13 protein-coding genes are annotated in these 20,881 nt (G+C 39.4%); 6 read left to right on the top strand and 7 right to left on the bottom strand.

All coding sequences use genetic code 11. The annotated features are described in order from the left end of the window. Window positions 1–167: 167 nt before the first annotated feature. Entirely contained in the window at window positions 168–857 is a 690-nt protein-coding gene (locus FDK13_RS10480) for an ABC transporter ATP-binding protein (protein ID WP_137339938.1), read from the top strand. Between the two features lie 45 nt (window positions 858–902). Then, on the top strand, window positions 903–3,473 hold the full coding sequence (locus FDK13_RS10475) for an ABC transporter permease (protein WP_229215998.1): 2,571 nt from the start codon (window positions 903–905) through the stop codon (window positions 3,471–3,473). 85 nt (window positions 3,474–3,558) lie between these two features. Here FDK13_RS10475 and FDK13_RS10470 read toward each other — a convergent pair whose 3' ends face one another. Continuing rightward, window positions 3,559–4,125 (bottom strand): Crp/Fnr family transcriptional regulator, encoded by a 567-nt coding sequence (locus FDK13_RS10470; RefSeq protein ID WP_137339937.1) that lies wholly within the window; start codon window positions 4,123–4,125, stop codon window positions 3,559–3,561. Window positions 4,126–4,772: 647 nt separating this feature from the next. Between FDK13_RS10470 and FDK13_RS35370 the strand changes: the two genes are divergently transcribed. The 4 genes from FDK13_RS35370 to FDK13_RS10455 all read left to right on the top strand — a co-directional run bounded on the left by FDK13_RS35370 (window position 4,773) and on the right by FDK13_RS10455 (window position 8,788). Next, window positions 4,773–4,931, top strand: coding sequence for a hypothetical protein (locus FDK13_RS35370; RefSeq protein WP_170982773.1), 159 nt, complete (start codon window positions 4,773–4,775; stop codon window positions 4,929–4,931). A 5-nt stretch (window positions 4,932–4,936) separates the two neighbouring features. Further along, entirely contained in the window at window positions 4,937–5,539 is a 603-nt protein-coding gene (locus FDK13_RS10465; protein ID WP_137339936.1) for a T9SS type A sorting domain-containing protein, read from the top strand. A 211-nt stretch (window positions 5,540–5,750) separates the two neighbouring features. Further along, the gene (locus FDK13_RS10460; protein ID WP_137339935.1) at window positions 5,751–6,656 is read left to right on the top strand and encodes an alpha/beta fold hydrolase; all 906 of its coding nucleotides are present in this window, start codon (window positions 5,751–5,753) and stop codon (window positions 6,654–6,656) included. A 317-nt stretch (window positions 6,657–6,973) separates the two neighbouring features. After that, the gene (locus FDK13_RS10455) at window positions 6,974–8,788 is read left to right on the top strand and encodes a glycogen/starch synthase (protein WP_170982772.1); all 1,815 of its coding nucleotides are present in this window, start codon (window positions 6,974–6,976) and stop codon (window positions 8,786–8,788) included. A gap of 100 nt (window positions 8,789–8,888) precedes the next feature. On the opposite strand, the gene FDK13_RS10450 is transcribed toward FDK13_RS10455, so the two are convergent. The 6 genes from FDK13_RS10450 to FDK13_RS10425 are packed head-to-tail and all read right to left on the bottom strand — an operon-like array spanning window position 8,889 to window position 20,837. After that, a complete protein-coding gene (locus FDK13_RS10450; RefSeq protein ID WP_137339933.1) occupies window positions 8,889–10,073 on the bottom strand; it encodes a PP2C family protein-serine/threonine phosphatase in 1,185 nt (394 codons plus the stop codon). Between the two features lie 44 nt (window positions 10,074–10,117). Next, window positions 10,118–11,005: a sensor histidine kinase gene (locus tag FDK13_RS10445; RefSeq protein ID WP_137339932.1), complete on the bottom strand. Its 888-nt coding sequence runs from the start codon at window positions 11,003–11,005 to the stop codon at window positions 10,118–10,120. A 40-nt stretch (window positions 11,006–11,045) separates the two neighbouring features. Further along, a complete protein-coding gene (locus FDK13_RS10440) occupies window positions 11,046–14,753 on the bottom strand; it encodes a sensor histidine kinase (RefSeq protein WP_137339931.1) in 3,708 nt (1,235 codons plus the stop codon). Further along, the gene (locus FDK13_RS10435; protein WP_137339930.1) at window positions 14,750–17,362 is read right to left on the bottom strand and encodes a hypothetical protein; all 2,613 of its coding nucleotides are present in this window, start codon (window positions 17,360–17,362) and stop codon (window positions 14,750–14,752) included. Before FDK13_RS10435 ends, FDK13_RS10440 begins: the two co-directional genes overlap by 4 nt. 11 nt (window positions 17,363–17,373) lie before the next feature. After that, window positions 17,374–18,195, bottom strand: coding sequence for a class I SAM-dependent methyltransferase (locus FDK13_RS10430; protein ID WP_137339929.1), 822 nt, complete (start codon window positions 18,193–18,195; stop codon window positions 17,374–17,376). A gap of 20 nt (window positions 18,196–18,215) precedes the next feature. Continuing rightward, window positions 18,216–20,837, bottom strand: coding sequence for a TonB-dependent receptor plug domain-containing protein (locus tag FDK13_RS10425; protein WP_170982771.1), 2,622 nt, complete (start codon window positions 20,835–20,837; stop codon window positions 18,216–18,218). Window positions 20,838–20,881 lie beyond the last annotated feature (44 nt).

Here is a 20,881-nt window from a genome sequence, read left to right as displayed (position 1 = left end):
TGGTTTAAATACAATTTAATACCGCCTATTTTTGGTATTGGCTGCAATCAACATGTAAAAATATAATATTAATACTTTATATTTCCTGTCAGGTAACCAGGTTCGATTATTTGATACAAAGATCACGCCGTCATGGTCCCGGAAAAACCTTAACAACGAAAAATTTAATGAATACGATACTGAATCTTGATCAGGTAAGTAAAATATATCAAAGTGGCGACAGGTCACTGACAGTACTGGATAATATCACTTTTTCTGTTGAAGCTGGCTCAACGATGTCCATTGTCGGACCATCCGGAAGTGGGAAAACCACACTTTTGGGCTTATGTGCAGGTTTAGACCGGTCAACTTCCGGTAAAGTGGAATTGCACGAAACACGTCTGGATGGATTGAGCGAAGACCAACTAGCTGCTGTCAGAAATAAATACGTGGGTTTCATTTTTCAAAACTTTCAGCTCATGCCAACTTTGACGGCATTGGAAAATGTGATGGTACCGCTTGAACTTCGAGGAGAAAAGAATATAAAACCAAGGGCGCTGGATTTGCTGGATAAAGTTGGACTTGCCGACCGGAGCCACCACTATCCTACCCAACTCAGCGGCGGTGAGCAGCAGCGTGTTTCCCTGGCGAGGGCATTTTCAAATAAACCACAAATTTTATTTGCTGATGAACCAACCGGAAACCTTGATGCGGAAACGAGCGAAAAAGTAGTAAAACTGCTTTTCGACCTTAATAAAGAAGCGGGAACGACACTCGTAGTAGTAACGCACGACCTTGAACTTGCTGCAAAAACACAAAGAATCATTAAAATAAAAGGAGGGAAAATCATTTCAGATACACCTGGCCTGATTATCTAAAAACCTGAGTTCTTTCATTTCCTTTTATAGTGAATTTGATACAAAATGATCCCATCAGAAACATCACCTGAAGATATAAAACAAGGCCTAAACCTTCCCTGGCTCTTAAAAATGGCCTGGCGTGATAGCAGACGAAACCGTTCCCGGTTGCTTTTATTTGTGTCGTCCATCGTGTTAGGCATCGCGGCTTTGGTAGCGATATATTCCTTGGGCGATAATCTCAGACAAAATATTGATAGTCAGGCTGCCACACTTTTGGGAGCAGACCTTCAACTTTCAGGAAACAAGCCGGTAACCGGAAAAGTAAAAAAACTGGTAGATTCATTAGGCATAAAACGTTCGGAAGAAAGAAGTTTTGCTTCGATGATTTTATTTACAAAAAACAATGGAAACCGCTTGGCGCAGGTGAAAGCGCTGGAAGGTGATTTTCCTTTTTATGGTGACCTGGAAACCTCTCCTCTGAGCGCGGGAAAAACATTTAGAAATGGAAAAGAGGCGTTAGTAGACCAGACATTGATGCTGCAATATGAAGCCAAAGTAGGTGATTCTATTAAAGTGGGTGAAGTGACTTTTGCCATTGCTGGTGTGTTGTTAAAAGCTCCCGGACAAACGGGTCTGACAAGCTCCGTTGCGCCATCGGTTTATATTCCAATGAAGTATTTGGACCAAACCGGTTTGATGCAAAAAGGAAGCCGGATCGCTTACCGTACCTATATCAAATTTGCTCCAAAAACAGATGTTGAAAAATTGGTCAAGTCGCTGGAATCAAGATTTGACGCGGCCGATCTTGATCATAAAACGGTTCAAAGCCAGAAAGAAGATACCGGAAGATCTTTCAAAGACCTTACGCAGTTTCTTGCTTTGGTCGGTTTTATCGCCTTACTTCTCGGCTGTATAGGCGTCGCCAGCGCGGTTCATATTTACATCAGGGAAAAACTGAATTCCATCGCGATTCTACGTTGTCTCGGTGTTAAAGGATATCAGGCATTTCTAATTTATCTCATCCAGATTGCAGGAATCGGACTTTTTGGTTCCATTTTAGGCGCTATTCTGGGAAGTGTTATTCAGCAGTTTTTACCAATTGTCATCAAAGATTTCCTTCCATTTGAACTGACAACGGGTTTGTCATGGCCGGCAATCGGACAAGGAATTGGTATTGGATTAATCATTTCAATTCTTTTTGCGATGCCTCCTTTGGTTTCCATCCGGAAAATTTCTCCGCTCAATGTCCTTCGCAATACAGCTGATACCGGAAAATCACAAAGAGATCCGGTAATCTGGATTGTATACGTTCTGATCATCGGCTTCATTTTTGGATTCTCTTATCTTCAGACACAGAACTGGATCCAGGCACTTTCCTTTACAGCTGGAATCCTGGCCTCGTTTATTATCCTAACCGGAATGGCGTCACTACTTATGTGGCTGGTTCGCAAATTTTTCCCCACTTCGTGGAGCTATCTATGGCGCCAGGGACTCGCCAATCTTTTCCGGCCAAATAATCAGACGATCATCCTGATTGTCGCAATTGGACTTGGTACTTTGTTTATCTGCACTTTATTTTTCACACAGACAATTCTTTTGAACCGGGTCAAATTATCGTCAAGTGGAAATAAACCTAATATTGTTTTATTTGACATTCAGTCGGGTCAGAAAGACGCGGTGATTGCACTTGCAAAACAGGAAGGACTTCCGGTCAATGAAACGGTCGCTATTATCAATATGCGCCTTGAACAGGTAAATTCCAGAAGTGCCGCCACGATTGAAAGTGATACATCCAAAGAACAATCACGCCGTATTTTTGGAAGAGAATATCGTGTTACATTCCGGGATTCTCTTACGTCATCCGAAAAAATTGTGCAGGGTGAATGGATTGGTAAATATGATCCCAAGTCTCAATTAATCCCTGTTTCTGTGGAAGAAGGTTTTGCCAAACGAAGTAATATTGCTTTGGGTGATACACTTGTTTTTAACGTCCAGGGTACCATTATGCAAACATATGCAGCAAGTACCCGCGACGTAAACTGGGCAGAAGTGCAGACCAATTTTCTCGTCGTTTTTCCAACAGGAGTACTGGAAGATGCGCCTCAGTTTCACGTGCTTTTAACCCATGTACCGTCTGCCCAGGTTTCTGCAAGATTCCAACAGGTATTGGTACAAAAATTTCCAAATATTTCTATCATCGACCTTGCGCTGGTTTTAAAAGTGATCGACGATCTTTTTAATAAAATTGGTTTTGTGATCAGGTTTATGGCCGGTTTTAGTATCCTGACCGGAATAGTGGTATTGATTTCGTCGGTACTGATCAGTAAATATCAGCGATTACAGGAGAGTGTTTTGTTGAGAACATTGGGAGCGAGCAGAAAACAAATATTTGCAATTACCGCACTGGAATATTTTTTCCTTGGCGCTATGGCATCTTTAACTGGAATTTTACTGGCACTTATCAGCAGTTGGGCACTTGCGAAATTCACTTTTGAAACAGAATTTAAACCTGAGCTTTTGCCGGTGCTGATATTGTTTATACTGGTTTCATCACTTACTGTCATTATTGGACTTATCAATAGCAGAGGAATTTTGTCAAAATCGCCTTTGGAAGTTTTACGTCAGGATGTATAATTCAGCAAGTAATAATAAGGGCAAATCTGAGAATGAAAATTTCTATTCGTAAACTTATCTGCAAAGTCACGCCGGATAAAATGGATTATTTCTCAGCATTATGAATATTTCTCAGCGTATCTAAACTGATACCCAGATAAGAAGCGATATGAATCAGCGGTATTCTTTCAAGAATTTTCGGCTGAATTTTACACATATAGTCATACCGTTCCCTCGCGGTATGCAGCTTAAAAATGTAAGCTTGTTCTTCCTGTCTTCCCAAAATTCCTTCCATCAGCTTTCTGCCCATGGTATCAACCTCAACCGACCGGCTGAAAAGATCATATAGTTTGTCCTTGTCAAAAACCACTGCTTCAATATCTTCGTCGGCCTGGATAAAATATTCCGATCCTATGCCAAGTTTCATACTTCTAATATTGGTGGCAAACTCATTTTCAAAGTAAAAATTAGTATTGATCATTTGATCACCATAATCATAATATGCTCTGCAATAACCAGTTTCAATATAAAAAAGAGAGTTGCTTACTTCCCCGCTTTTCAATAAATATTCACCCTTTTTAAAGTGCCTGATGTTCAGAACCTTTTTTAAGGCACTCCACCCCTTCTCCGATAAGTTTGCTGTGTTTTTTATATAGATGTAAAGATTTTCCAAGTCTTGAAAATTTGAGTAAAAATCTAACTTATATTTTTATAAAGCACACTTTTACTATTCAAAATATAGTATTACTAAACATCTTAATTGTAAGATACAATTTTTTCTTTTTTTATTCACTTTTTAAACAAAATATAATGTAGGGGTAATAAAAGAGCTCGTTTATAATTATCAAACAATTTTGATCCTGTTTCTAATAACAATGTAACCGAAATATAAATTAGTTGAAAACAATACAAAGCCCCAAAAAAACATGACCTAAATCTATAATACACTTATAATAAAATTATTAACTATAAAATAATTGAAGAAACCAAATAAATCGGGGTGATTATTCAATACCAGGATTTCGAAATAATGCACTACCCTGCGACTTAAAAGTTACAAACTTTTACTAATTTCAGAAGTCAATAAAACTTATTCGATTGACCAGTAATAAAAAAAATCCTTTTTATTACCCAAATGGAAGCATCTCTATTTGAATATATTTTTTACCTGATGAAAAGAAGTAATTTTATTTTCTGTACAGCACTCAGTGTTAGCAGCATAAGTAGTGCGTTTGCCTCTGCCGAAACCCGTAGAAAATAATCTTCATCAATATCACCGCAACCATCACCGGCAGTGCAAGTACCGACCAGAACAGTACAATGCTAATCATTACTTTTGCAGCAACGGGCAGCATCAAACCCTATACTTTCTCATACACATTAAACGGAGATACGAAAACGGCATCCACCGTTGGCAGTGCCTCTACGGCTTTAGCCAGCCAGCCAACAACCCGGGCGGGGAGTTTGTTTATGAACTGAAAAGCGTGAGTGACACAACGTCCTGCGGATTCACGTCTGCCTCAACACAGTCTATTACGATCAATGTAACACCGCTTCCGGTTACACCTTCCGTTTTCACAGCGACCAAAGAAGGAAATTCAGCGTCTTTAAAATGGGAAACAACCATGGAAACGAACAGTGAACGGTTTGAAATTGAGCGTAGCCAGGATGGAAAAAGGTGGATAAACATTGGTACTAAATATGCGAAGGGAGAAAGTTCTTCAACCTTGAAATATTCGTTTTCTGATGAAAATCCAGAGGAGGGTGAAAATCTTTACCGCCTGAAAATGATTGATAAGGATCAGACTTTTGCATATAGCCGAATTCGTAGCCTGACTTTCGATTCGAATATACAGGCGTCATTTTATCCAAATCCGGTTTCTGATCAGCTGTTTTTAAATGTCAAGGACTGGAACAAAGTTTCTGCTGTTGAGCTTATTTCTGTAAAGGGACAATCTATATACAAATCAGAAAAAACACTGAATGATGTAATTGATGTTTCCAGATTCCCGGCCGGGACCTATATCGTATCGTTACGTTATATTGATGGCAACAACAAATCTTATAAAGTTGTGATCAGCCGCTAACATTACGTATACCTATCTAAAATAAAACCGCATTGAAGCTTCGGCTTTCATGCGGTTTTTTCACTGTGTAATTTGGTAATAAGAAAAACGAAATTCCGAATTTCCTGAATTTTTGGAACGATTATTTTATAAAGGTAAAATCGGCTGGATCAGTATCAAGTGATAACAAGTCGCTTAATCAAACTATCAATCCAAATAATCACAAATCGTTATGACTTTCATAGAATCAACTTCCGTAAATTCAGATAAATCAGTTAAATTATTTGTTCAGGATATCGGACAAGGAAAGCCTGTTGTACTGATTGCAGGGTGGCCTTTGAGCAGTGAGATGTGGGAATACCAACTGAATGTACTTCCAAAGCATTTTTTGCGCTGTATCGCTTATGATCGTCGTGGTTTTGGCAAATCGGATAAACCCTGGGATGGTTACGATTACGACACGCTGGCTGGCGATTTAAATGCTGTACTTGAAAAACTTGACCTCCACGACGTAACGCTTGTCGGCTTTTCAATGGGCGGTGGTGAGGTGGCACGTTATATGTCAAAATATGGTGATAAACGAATATCCAAAGTAGTTTTCATCAGTTCTGTTGTCCCGTTTATGTTGAAAACCGACAACAACCCTGACGGACTTCCAAAGGAAATGTTTGACGAATTTGTTACCGCGACAGAAGACGACCGTCCGAAATTTTTAGCGGAATTTGCAAAAGGGTTTTATGGAAATTCATTTTTGAACCCAAATGTCAGTGATGAAATTATAACCTGGCACAATGTGCTGGCTTTGCAGGCTTCCGGCCGTGCTACAAGCAAATGTATACGTGCATTCAGCGAAACCGATTTCAGGGAAGATCTTGCAGTAATTAACGTTCCAACCTTAATCATTCACGGTGACGCGGATAAAACTGTTCCTATTGAGGTCAGCGGAAAAAAAACATCTGAACTCATGCCGGCTGCCGAATATATTGTTTATGAAAATGCGCCGCACGGATTGTTCATCACGGAAAAAGAACGTTTGAATGATGATTTAATCCGTTTTATTGCAGGAAAACCTCTTCATACTGAGGTCGCAGCAGAAGCCATAAATGCCGTACAAAACGGTGCCAATATTATTATCTAATATATTCAAAAAACATACGTTTTCAAGTAGCTCCCGGATTCTGATTATCCGGGGGCCTTTTTGTATACTTAAACAAATTCGCTGACGAAACTTATCTCCCCTGAACGTCATTCCTGATATAAGAAAAAACGATTTCATCTCAATCCCACTTTTAGATACTTCAAAGCCGATTTTTTCTGCTTAAACTATTATGTAATAATTCCATTTGTTATTGTAATTATTTTCGTTTCAAAATCCGTCTTTTTTTAATACTGATTTTTCCAATCACGCACTTTTACCCTCTATGAAAACTCAACTTTTTTCTATCCTCCATCGTTTTGAAACTTAACACTATTTTATTTGAAGTTGCATGGGAAATCTGTAATCAAGTCGGAGGGATTTATACTTTCATTAAGTCCAAAATTCCTGCTGTGATGGATGCCAGGGAAGATAATTATTATCTTTTAGGCCCCTATTTCCCAAATAATTCCAAGCTGGATTTTAAAGCTGTAACCGTAACCGGCGACTGCCCGGCCGGTAAGACAATACTGCTTATGCGGGAAATGGGTTATGAAATTCATTTAGGTTACTGGCTTTTGGAATCAACCCGCCCGCTTGTCATTTTATTTAATCCGGATAGTCCTCTAATAGAGCTCAATAAAGTAAAAGCCAAACTTTGGCATGATCATCAAATTTCTTCCCTCCGCGCGGATGCGCTCACAGATCAGGTCCTTGCTTTTGGCGAAATAGTCCGGATTTTCTTAACTACACTTAGAAAATTTTCTAATGATGACCAGGATTTAATAGCACACTTTCACGAATGGATGTCAGCAAGTTGTCTTCCACAGCTTCATGAGGATAAAATCAAAATCGCTACTATTTTCACTGCACACGCCACAGTATTGGGAAGATATCTTGCTCCCAATGAATATGATTTTTATAATAAACTTCATACGTATAATATTCAGGAAAAAGCCGCACATTATAATGTTGAGGCGCCGGCAGGAATAGAAAGAGCTGCCGCTCTTCATGCTAATGTTTTTACTACGGTAAGTCAGCAATGCGCCGCCGAATGCGAAATATTTCTAGGACGCTATCCGGATTCCATCATTGCCAACGGATTAAGTTTAAAACAAAGATCCAGTCACGAAAGCTTTGCGCAGCATCAAAAATATCGCAGCATGATTGATGAATTTGTAAAGGGGCTATTCTTTCCAGGTTATCATTTCGATATAAGAAAAACTTTATATTTATTCACTTCGGGACGTTACGAATACAAAAACAAAGGTTTTGATATAACACTGAAAGCAATAGAACAACTCAATGAAAAGCTACGGGAAGCTGATGCCGGGATTACAGTAATTCTGTTTATTGTTTCTCCCAGGCCGCATCATTCAGTAAAAGCGGATGCATTCGAGGCCAGGTCACGATATCAGCATATGCAGAAGTTGTGCCGCAAAATCAGCTCTAAACTGGGCCCTCGTATATACGCCTCGGTGACACATGACGGAGGTTCCGCATTACCTGATATAAATAAACTTCTCGACGATGAATTGATACAAGCATGGAAAAGTACAGTAGCCGGATTCAAGCAAAAACAATTACCGGCGCTAGCTACGCATCATTTGATAAATGAAGATGAAATCACCGGTTTCTGTCGTCAGGCTGGTTTTGACAATAGTAAAAATTCTGCCGTAAAAGTGGTATATCATAACGAATTTATTGAAAGGGCAACTTCCTTATTGGGAATGGATTATGCTGAGTTTGTTTCCGGGTGTCATTTAGGAATTTTCCCGGATCTGTACCAGCCCTGGGGATATGCACCAATGGAGTCTGTTGTCCTGGGAACACCGGCTATTGTCAGTAATCATTCCGGATTTGGACAATTTATCCAAACCAATATCCCGGACCACGAAGATAAAGAAATGCACATTCTTGACAGGAAATTCCAGTCGGATGAAGGCGCTGCTTATCAACTGTCAGAAATGCTGTATAATTTCATACAAAACTTCATTAACAACCAGTTCATCCCCAGAAGCAATATAAAAAATACAGCTGTCGAAAAATTATGCTGGTCAGAAATTGAACCCCGTTATGAAGAAAGCTATAATCTGGCCATGGTTCGGAGTCAGCCAGCTACGAGCTTATACTAAAATAAAAGCCACGAATACAATGAACTTCACCTTCAATATTTGTGAAAATTCGTGTATTCGTGGCTGGAAAAACGCAGTATCAGCACATTTCTATAAAATACTACTCTCCATTCATCACCCTTAATGATAACATCGTAATATCATCAAACTGCGTGGCCGGACCAATGAATTCTACAAGACTTGATAAAGTCGACTCATTCATTTCCTTGGCAGAAGTTTGTATTGAACCTTCACCCGTTGTAAAAAAATCCTGCAAATGATGTAACCCATACCGGGCCCCGCTCAGATTATTTGCATCAGTAACACCATCTGTATAAAGTACAAATTTATCCCCCGGATTTAGCGTTAGATGTCTGGCTTCATATTCATATTCAGGATCGAAACATAAAGCCATACCCTCTTCTTTTTTCACAAGTTCAGTTGTGCCGTCGGCCCTTTGAATAATCGGCGGTTCATGGCCTGCATCGACATATTCAACTTCTCCTGTCTTTGTATTTAAAATACAGATAAAGGCGGTAACGAACATAAACATGGAATTATCTTCACACAGAAACTCATTGACAATCTTCACTTTCTGCACCAGACTATCACCATTTCTATTGGAAAACTGGCTTTTAAAAATCGCTTTGGTTATAGCCATAAAAAGTGCTGCCGGAATTCCTTTATCAGAAACATCACCAATCATGAAAAACAAACGATCTTCGTCCATCATGAAATAATCATATAAATCACCTCCTACCACTTTGGCTGGCTGTAAAAATGCATGGAGATCAATTCCTGCTTTTCCGATATTAGCCGGAACCGTTTTTGGAAGCATCGAAAGCTGAATTTCTTTCGCCACGCTCAAATCATTTTGTATCGCAATCAGCTGTTCTCTTCCCTTTTCAAGGCTTGTCAGCATTTCAATATGCTCCACTGTTTTGCTGATCGTTATTTCAAGATCTTCAAAGTTGACAGGTTTTGTTACAAAGTCAAAAGCGCCACGATTCATAGCCGTACGAATATTGTCCATATCGCCATAAGCTGAAACCATAATTGCCTTTAAAAGAGGATTTTGCTTCTCGTTAATTTTGGCAAGGAACGTAAGACCGTCCATACCGGGCATGTTGATATCTGACAAAATCAGAGAAACATCGCCTACTTCTTCCAATTTTTCGAGTGCTTCGATACCGTTATTTGCGAAAACAAATTCATATTTTTTATCTCTGATTTGTTTTCTGAAAAGCTGAAGAATCAGCATTTCCATATCCTGCTCGTCGTCTACACTTAATATTCGGATTGCCATTATCGTGGAGTTTTTTTATGAGTATTTTTAAAAATCTGGGTTTACTATGCTGGAATAACAATTAGAAATTCCGTCTTCTCGTTCAATTCAGAAGCAATCTCAATCGTGCCTTGATGCGTATCCACGATGGTGCTGTAAGTCAGCGAAAGTCCAAGTCCGGTACCTTTTCCATGCGGTTTCGTTGTAAAAAAAGGTTGAAATAATTTTGAAACGATATCTGCCGGAATGCCAATTCCATTATCCTCAAACCGGATTTCAATTTTATCATCCCGTTTTTTTGTTGTGATTTTGATGTAAGGATCATAACCATCCGTTTGTCTTTTTGCCCGCTCATTGACCGCATAACAAGCATTATTGACAAGGTTAAGTATTACCCGTCCAATGTCGCCGCGTGATATTTTCACTTCTTTTACCAACGGATCCAGATCGTATTTCAAAGTGACATTAAACTCTTTGTCCTCCGCACGAACGCCCTGATATGCCAGTTTACTGAATTCTTCCAGCAACTGATTCAGATCCGTGGGTTCCAAAAACGCCCCGTCCGTTCTGGTTTGAGAAAGCATTCCCTGAATAATCCGCTCGATCCGCTTTCCGTTTTCATTAATTTTTATCAGGTTTTTTGACAGTGATTCAAGCAAATCTTTTTGATCAGCCTTATCGTCTTCACTAAGTTCTCCGGCAGGTTTTTCCAAAATTTCAGCTAATTCTTCTACCAAACCCTGCGACAAGCGGGAAAAATTATTTACAAAACTTACCGGGTTTTTTATCTCATGGAGTATGCCCGCACTTAACTGCCCAATGTCAGCCAGTCTGCTTAATTCGGATATTTTTTGCTGATAAGCTTCAATTTCTTTGTTCAATTCTTCAATCCCGGTATGGAGACTCGTTTCCGTAGGCGGAGAATCTGCATGATTGTCTTTTTGCTGCTCCATAATAGGTATTGTTAAGTGTAAGTAGGTTCGATAAAGTGTGTTAACTAACGACTGGCAATAGAATTTCTACTATTGTATATTCTCCATCTTTTGAATTAATTGACATTTTCCCTTTGTGATATTCCACAATATCTTTGCTCATATAAAGTCCCAGTCCTGTTCCTTTCGAAGTTGGTTTAGTTGTAAAAAATGGACTAAAAATCTGTTCGATTTCTTTTTGTGGAATTCCCTTTCCATTGTCACGTAGCTGAATCCGTATCCCTTCTCTGGTCATTGCAGTCTTGATAGAAACTTCCGGAACATAGTCTTTTGCTATTTTACTCTTCTCAATAACCGCGTAACAAGCGTTGCTGATAAGATTTTGTAGTACTTCCGAGAATTCGTAAGGTAATAAACTTACTTTTACCGGAACTTTGTAAAGATCAAAATCAAGATGTAAATCACAGCCTTTGTAATCATTGAGCACTTCGGTAAGAGCCGTTTTTGCCTTTGTTTCCAGAAAAGGATTAAGTTCAGTCACCAGAAATTCAGTTGATTTCCCTTTCAAAAGCTTCTGCATATCCTTCACGATCCGCGTTGTGCTGGCTCCGTGCTCGTAAATTTTTTCTAGATTCTTTTTAAGCATTACTACGCCACTTCCCAAATCATCCTGGTCCTCTTCGCTAAATCCGGACTGATATTTATCAGTTACTTCTTCAATCTCTTCCAGCAACGATTTCGAGGATTGGGAAAAATTATTAATATAGTTTAATGGATTTAAAATCCTGTCAACAATCCCTTTCGTCAACTGCCCAACCGACGCGAGTTTTTCCTGTCTGATCAATTCCTGCTGGGTTGATTTAAGATTTGAAAGCGTATTTTCAAGGTTTTCAAGAATACTGGTTTTGATATAAGCACCGATCAAATGCTCTTTCAGGTTACGGACCATATTAAAATCACGCGGGCCAAAGGCGTGGCTGTGCTCCATATTTTCCATCGTAATAAAACTTTTCACCTCTGATTCAACACGAATCACAATGGTTATCAGCGACTTGGGAGCAAACAGGCTATCGATTGAGTTATCCAGATTTTCATATAGAAAATCATTTTTAACAAAGATATCTTCAAAAACTTCCGTGGCAGAATCGATGTATCGGTGCGCTGCCTGCTCATAAGAAAACGACACATTCTCTACCGAAGCAATATCCACTTTTCCGGCCAGTGCTATAAACTGGTAATTTTTCGTCAACTTATTATATATCAATCCCGAAGCACTATCCACGTTTTGAAACAAACATAACCGGTCAAGCACCATTTGAAATAATTTCCCGGTATTAACCTCACTGTTAATTGACTTTACAAATTCGTCAATCCTTTCAAGCTGATCGTTCGTCGCCGTAAGTTCTTCGGATTGTTTTTCAAGTTCCTCTTTTTGCTGTACAACTTCCTCAGTCCGCTCGTTGATCATCGATTCCAGATTTCTGGTTTTGTTTGCAACAAATTCAATCCGTTTTTGTCTGATAATCAAACTTCCGCCAATAAGTGCTACCAGATAAATCAACATCGCCCACCAACGCTGATAAAGTGGCGAAAGAATAGTGAAATCAAATGAAGCTTCGTCACTCTGATTGTTATATACATTTTGAGCTTTAACCCTGAATTTATAATTGCCAGCAGGCAAATTGGTATATTCTTTCAGATATTTCGGCGTCCAAACCGACCAGGTTTTATCAAAATTTTCAAGATAATACTGAAATAAAAGATTATCATCAGGAATTAGACTTGCCCCGGAAAATTCAAAGCTTATGTCGTTAAATTTGTAATTCAATTTCGTGCTGACTTCTCCCGGCTTTGCCGCTTCCTTAAACCCATTAAAGAGCACAGTATCGCCTTTTGCAGTAATTTTCCTGATAAAAGCAGCGTAAGGAAGCGAATAGGAAATATTCTGGTTCCGATCAAAACGGATCATGCCGTCAGCCCCGCCAAACCAGACAATGTTATTAGCATCCGGGTAAATCACATTAAAAGTCCTGTCGGCAAGCGGAAGAAATGGCACAGTTACTTCCTTATATCTCCGGTTTGTCTGTTTTTGATAAAGGGTGACAAATTTCTCATCGCCGTTGGTCGTCCAGATATCACCTCTGGAATCCTGGCTGATAAGACTTTTCCACACAGCTGATTTATCTTTATTAAAAGCAGTAAACGGCTCAAAACGATCAGTCGTTTTTTCATAATGGAATACACCCTTGATATTACTGACCAACAGGCCTGCCGGACCAACCGAAATCCGGTTTAGCAATCGGGTTGGCAAGCCTTTTCCAGCGCTGTAATCTATAACTTTTTGCGTGTCCTGATCAAATTTAAAAATTCCATTGGTCTGGGATTCCAGCCACAAATTTCCATCCTGATCTTCTGCCATTTTAAAAATCTGGCCAGTAATTCCCGGTATATTTTTTATGCGGCCACCTTTCGAAAGGTCCAATTCAGCGAGGCCGTTTTCAAGCCCAAAATATAGTTTTGACCTTATTTTTTTTGATTGATATATACAAAAAGTAAAATCATCCGAAAGAGGTGCCGCCTTGTTACCTTTTGAAATACTGTAAACACCTCGGCTGGTAGCAGCATACAAAATTCCATTCGCGCCTGTCAAAGACCAAACTGCAACTTTTATGGATGGGAACGACAGAAATTTGCCGTTGTTCAGATAATACAATCCACTGCTGGTTGCCGTAAAAAGTTTACCGTCAAAACGAAAAATATCATTGATCTGGCCCCTTAGATTTTCGTTTTCACTGTATTCCGAAATCGGTGATGTGATCGCCATTTGGGCAATACCATTATTCAACGCCATCCAAAGTCCACCCATTCTATCCTGGATCCAGTAATTTACCCGCTCACCCACAAAACGGTCATTTTCTCTGACACGGCTGTTAATTTCTCCGTTTTCAGGATGTATTGAAATAAAATTTCCTCCGGAAGCAAAGATCCCCAACGTATTGCCATTCATGACTTTCCCGCTAAAAATTTCCTTTCCGTTCAGATATTCATTTGCCGGCGATTGAAGATGACCGATCTCGCCATTGACAAAAGTAAAAATGCCTTGATGACTTGTTGTAATGAACGTTTTTCCATTTAAAAACAGTACCGAATTTGCGTCCTGGATATTTTCCGTTTCTTTGGCCAGGGGAAATTTAAGATAATTCCCATGATCAAAACGTGTCAAGCCAATGCCGGTTTTGAACACATAAATAATGTTGTTTGCCAAAAAGGCCGAAGTTATTGACTCCTGCGTTTTCCAGGATTTAAGTTTTTTACCGTTCCATAGAAAAATTTTATTTTTTGCTACAAAATAAATCCCGTCGGCGGTTTGGAAAATACTGATTACTGCGCCAAAATCTCTCTCTGCGTTACTGAGACTAACAAAATTATACGATCCGGATTTGTCGGGCGCCAGATAGCCGAACTCGCCGTTAGCACCTACCATTACCCGCTGTGTACTGTCAAGAAAAAGAGCGGAAACTTTTGTAATATTCTTCGTTGGGATCGTTTTCCAAAATACGCCGTCATATTCCAGGACGCCCGAAAAATTACCAAAATATAAAACACCCTGTTTGTTTTGCACAATGGCAAAATTCTGTCCGTGCGCTTTATAATCTTTAGGAGAATAAAGCTTAATTAACGGCGCGGGCATTTCCTGCAAATTGCTTTGAGCCACCGAATGAACAGCGGAAATACTTAAAAAAGTCAATATGTAAAAAAGGTATTTCATAAAGCCGGATTTGAAAAAGATTTAAAAACACTACTTTCCAACCGGTTTCCAATCTTACAATGGAAATCATCTTTTTTCCAGACCATAATATGACCCAAAGCCGTAAAGGCCTGAAAATCTGTTGCCAGTAAAATTTCCATAGCTGTTTCTGATAATTTTTCAGAGGAAGAAACAGCGGTAGCGCTGAGAATAAATGTGGTTTCCTCGGACGGATAATCTTCAAGCTGTTTAATGGCCGCGATTTTTGTAGTAACATTTAATCTGGAAAAATCTTTGTTAATGATGTCATACAATCGTTCCTGAACGGACATTCTTTGCTGCGGATAGAAATTTTTAAATCTGAGTATTTTTTCAGCGATCGATATGTCTTCAAAAAGCGGAATAACCTGCGGCTTATGCTCCGCAGGAATTGCAATATTGAGGATTTCCAAAAGATAACTTTTTGTATTCTCGTTCCGGGAACTAATCGATTTCTGAACAACAAATAACCGGTTGTCTTTGGTAAGTAAAGTCAGGATGTTAAGCAGTTTTAAAATTGCCCGGTTGTATTCCTTTACCAATTCAGGCCCCAAACTACTGTCGACCGGAAGCGTACTAAATAAATCCCGCTGCGCGGCAATGACCCAAATGATAAAACCAATATGCAGGCGTACCTCCGGAACAAGATTCGACCTTTCTATCAGGTTGACGCCGTAACCCATAGCTGCCAAAGATTCGTACACCTTATCTTTAACACACTGAACAGGATCATTCAGTTTTTGACGTAATGAACGTATCGCTATATCGCCGCCAATCGTGAAAATAATTTCAATGCAGCTTAATTGAACCTCAACATCTTCTTTGGAAAGATTAAAATACTCATCAAGCGCCGGAATGATACGATCACCCGTTTTGACAATGGCCTGCCGCGTTTCCCGGAAATATTTTTTATTGCACAGATTTTCAAATAAGTAATTCCAAAGCTCCGGATTTCCATTTTCGCCGGCCGCAGTGATGGCGGCTTTTTTTATTACAGGATTGACACTTTGAAGATGCGGGATAAGGTATTTATATGACAAAAACCTTTTGGATCTGCCCAGCATTGTTATGCCTTCCAATACCTCCGGCTGACTTTCAGATAATGATTTTCCGACAATTGATTCGAAGGAAATTCGCCCGTCATCTTCTGAATTAACGGCCGCAAGTTTTGAAATCAGCTCCGATGGATTTTCCTTGGTAACGTTTGCCGCCGGCAATGTAAAAAGGCTTGAAAGCATATTCTGGTATTCGGTCTGCATCCGGAAAGAAGTTAAGGCCCAACCGATAAGAATAATAAGAAAGGCGCACATAATATAGATCGGTGCCCCCAGATTTACAGTGACAAGAAATAGCAAAATAACACCTGCCGAGATGTAGCCCAATGGTTTGGCATAAATTTCAATTTTGTTTTGCAAAGCCATACTTTCCTGCTTTTCGAGCGGTTGATACAATATCTGGAAGGAAGTATCACTAAAAGATTTTTTGACCGAAATGCACAAAAACCTACTTAATAAAATGAAAAAGAAGACTGAAAGGTCAAAGGAACTGATGGTAATTGCAAATACGAAAACAACGATCAGAGCGACTGGGAGGAGAATTATCCCTGAAATCAAGCCGAAAGTACGAATGGTAAAACGGTAGAAAAATACTTTTACCAATAATTCGATAATGGCAGAAATAAAGAAAAACTGTCCCAGAAAAGCGGTAAGCTGATCTTTGGCAGGAAACTGATTTTTCACTTCAACCGAGAAAATAAATTCAGCGAAGTAAACACCTAAAACCGGAACCATACCCAGAAGAAAAACCAGATATTTGTAAGTCTTTTTTGTAGGAGAATCGTCAGCCGAACTTGCAAAGAAATCCGGTTTTAGGAACTTGATTTTACTCAGTCTCCATCCCTTCCTTATATCTCTTTCGTCGGCAACCTGAACTTCCTTTATCGGCTGTACTTCACTTTCCTTTGGTTTTGTGGATAATTTATGATCGTATTTTTTGATGATCACCATCATAATCCCAAGTGAAACCAAAAGGGCCGCCAGACTGATGTAAAGCAATTCTTCGGTGTGCAGAACTTTGGTGCTAAGAAGCACATTGACGGCAAAATAACTGATAATAGAAGCTACGACATCGCCCGTTGCGATTAAGCTGAAAATACGTTTTGCCTGTTCAAGATTAAATATTTTCGATGATGAAGTCCAGAAGGTAACATTACTGACATAAACAGAAATCCGGTTCCAGATAAACATAACCAGCGTAATGCCTTTCCATGAAAAAGTTTCATAAAAATAAAGCATAATGGCTACTGAAATGAACTGAAAAATGATCAAAGCGACCGATAGCCTTGTAAAATTGACCTTGGTTTGGAAAGAAACGTTGATCTTTCCAATAAAAAAAAGCAGGATGCCTCCGGCGATATAAGCTACCGGAAGCATTGCTTTTGAATAGTTTACCAGAAACAGTGCATTGGCTACGATATAAAATATATAAATGGATATCCCGCTGAAAAAGGAATAGCCAAGCAAAAGCAAGACGGGTTGCTCCTCGTCTTTCCTTATATTAAAAGTAGTATGCAGCGACTCCCTGATTATCATTTGTTTACGTATTAAATAGATGCTTTTTGAGCCAGATAAACGCCTTGTTTGAAGAACAGACTAACGTTGTCATCTTCGAAAGTAAATTGGGTTTTTTCAGAAAATCCTTGTCCTTCTGTCTCTACCATTTCGAGCAGATACGTGTTCAAAGCCTTTAATTTTTCCAAATCTCCCTTTAACTCAGAATATAGGCGGTATTTACTGTTGAAATTGTATATAAAGGCTTTTGCGAGGTCATATTTTTCGAAACGTGCATTTTCAAGCAGGTAATAAAATGCCTCCTGTGTGATAAAATTTCTATTTTCCACGAGTGAATCATATCCCGCCAGACTGTCTTTTTTACGGAACATATTTCTGTAAAAATGCACCGTCGAATCATCCAGAATGGTTTGCCATAAAATCAACTTTCCGCCAGGTTTCAATATTCTGAAAATCTCGCTGATCATTTTAATCTGCTCTCCGGCGGGTAATTCATGCAAAACCATTTTTGTTACCACTTTATCGAAAAAATTATCCGGATAATCCATCGAAGCAGCGCTGTTTTGCTGATAAGAAACCGATCTTATCTGACCGATTGAATCCAGAAGTTCGGAGACTTCTATCTGTGCTCTTTGAAGCTGCACTATGCTGTATTCCAATATGTAATATTCAATATCAAGCATAGGCTCCTTACCTATAATTGCTTGTGTTACAGGTGCATATCCTGCACCACAATCCAATATCACCTCTCCATCCTGCGGATTGATGATCGCAACGAGGTCATCAAACATGTCATCACTGAAATTGGTAACACTTTCATAACGGATCACTCTTTCATCATAGGAATTTTTCATAGAAGTCGGGTTAAGATTTGTTAAAAATTAAGAATAACGCGGAGCATCGAATTGATACCCTTCTGAGGAGTTCGGTAAGCCTGGTCTATGCCATTTGCGCTTCGGATTCCCGGATCGGAATACTGGGCATTTAAGACATTATTGACAATTAACTGGGTCTGGATTGCGGTTGTCAGTTTATAAGTTACCGCTGCATTGATCAGGCTGAAAGCCGGAAAGAAGCCATTTGGCTGAGGATTTGCCGGAACGGATGTGCCCTGACCCACCCTTCTTCTTGATACATAATTAAATCTCAGGTTGACATTCAGTCTGTCGTTATTCAGAAAAACGCCATTTATTCCGGCGTTAAAATGATTCCGGGCTATGTCGCCTACGATCAGCTTTTTATTGGTAATAGCGTCCGTAACAATACCGCCTGCAATAGAATCTTTTTTGGCATCAGTAAAAGTATAATTACTGTACAGACTGAAATTCCTGGAAATTTTATAGTCAAAAACGGCTTGTACGCCAGTCACATAAGACTTGCCGGTATTATTTTTTTGTAATGTATAACCGTTATTATACGGCACGGAAATTTCTTCGATAATATCCTTATAAATAGCATGGTAAATACTCACATCCAGTCTGGCATTTTTGACCGGGCTGAAATTGAATGAGACCTCATAATTATTAGCTCCTTCCGGTTTAAGATTTGGGTTGGCAATCAGCCTTGTAGGAGCAGAAGTAGAATACCGGTCACGGCTCGACGCATCCTGAAAAGATCGCGCGTAAATGGCTTTTATCACAAATTTCCCCGGTGTGTAAACCACCGCAACTCTCGGGTTGAACTGTGCCCCGTAACCACCGCTTTTGCGGATACGACTATAATCAAAACGTTCACCCAAAGTTACCCGCAATGCTTTATGCACTTCGTAAGTTCCTTGTGCGTAGGCTCCGATATTGATTTGTTCAAATAAATTTCCACCCGGAACATTATCAAAATCACTTTTTCCAAAATCCTGCGCGCTGATATAATAGTCGTCCCGAAGGGTAGAATCAATCGTAATTTTTTTATAATCACCCTGAATCAAACTTTGACGAACCTCCAACCCACCGACAATATCAAGTCTGGAATTTGGGTTGTAAAGCACTTTTAGCTCGTTACGATACTGCTGTGATTGCTGGTAATAAAACTGTGTGCGCCAGAACGGTTGTACATTTTTCAACAAGCTGGCACCAGTTAATGCTTTATTCGAATAATTCCGAACCGTGACGATACGAGAATGGTCATTTATCTGCGTGGTTCGGTATTGGGCTGTGTTAATAATAACAAGTTTATCCTTGATAATTTCTTTCTCATAAATTGCATAATAAAGAGATTGTCTGGGCATCCAGACGTTGCCATTGTCGGAGCCAGCCCGCGAATTATCGTTGGAATAATTGATAGATCCCTGAACATTTTGCCAGTTTTGAAAACCAAGTGTAAAATCACTGATTTTCAAACTTCCTTTGATATAAAAATGTGCCAGTTTATTGGAATATCCGATTGGGCTACCATTCAAATTTCCCTGCAATGCCGTTTTATCAAAGTTTCTGGCCGCATTTGCTCCCACATCGGTAAGATTTGCCGAAGTCACATTGCCATTCACATCTTTGCCAATTGTATAATAAGCGTTGCCATCCTGAATTTTATTTGCGGTAACAAAAGCGGCTGCACCTGTGGTAACACTCATTATTTTTTTGTAATCGATCTTGTCATAATCAGCCGGATTGAAACTGTACTCATTATATTTTGACAAATCCTGCTCAGTGGAATAATACCCTCTTGACGTAAGCGAAAAAATAATATTTTTAAATTTGGCGGCAGCAGTAACATCCGCATATTTGGTTTTATAGGTACCATAACCCATGTCAGCAGCAACCCCGATTTTTTTGTCTTTTTTGATAAAATCCCCAGGCTGTTTTGTAATCACATTAACCACTCCCAAAAAAGCATTAGCGCCATACATCGTGGAAGCCGGACCATAAACTATTTCTATCCGACTAACATTCGAAATAGGGAACTGGCGGTTCCAGTAAACAAAATTTCCCCAAAAATCATTTTCCTCAATACCATTGATCATAAACAGCGTTCTTTCCGTGTTGCTTGAACGATAGCCTCTTTGGTAAATATTGGAATAGGTTGACCCATAGGTTCTTGACACATCAAAACCGGGCAAATCGCTGAATAACGCTTCCAAATCGATATAACCTCTTTGTCTGATATCTTCACTGGTCAGAACCATTACAGTTGCTGGTGCTTTGTTAATATCTTCAAGTTTTTTGGAAACAGAACTTACCCGAACCACTCTTTCCTGAGCATTTTTTAACAGATTTACGATTGCAATAAATCTCACGGAAACAGACAAATCCAAATCCGGCTCGTAAGCAGGATTCATGGTTAGCATTTGCTTGATATTTTCCGTTGCCTTTTCGGTTGAATCAATCGCCAGATAAGTCATAGAAAGAATTTTATAGGCGTTGATCTTTTCTGTATCACTGAAACCTTCTTTCAGACAAGGATCCAACAAGCCAAAAACTTCCTGAAAATTCCCGTTATTATATTTTTTCTGCGCCTCGGCTATTTTAAATTCCCCACAAATATCCTGTCCGTATACTGGCATGAGCCCCCCGGATACGCATATTAACAGAAGAATTAAAACGTAAA

This window comes from Dyadobacter frigoris, from assembly GCF_005280585.1.
Classification (GTDB): domain Bacteria; phylum Bacteroidota; class Bacteroidia; order Cytophagales; family Spirosomataceae; genus Dyadobacter; species Dyadobacter frigoris.
The sequence above is the reverse complement of the archived record's forward strand: the minus strand, read 5'-3'. Positions and strand labels throughout refer to the sequence as shown.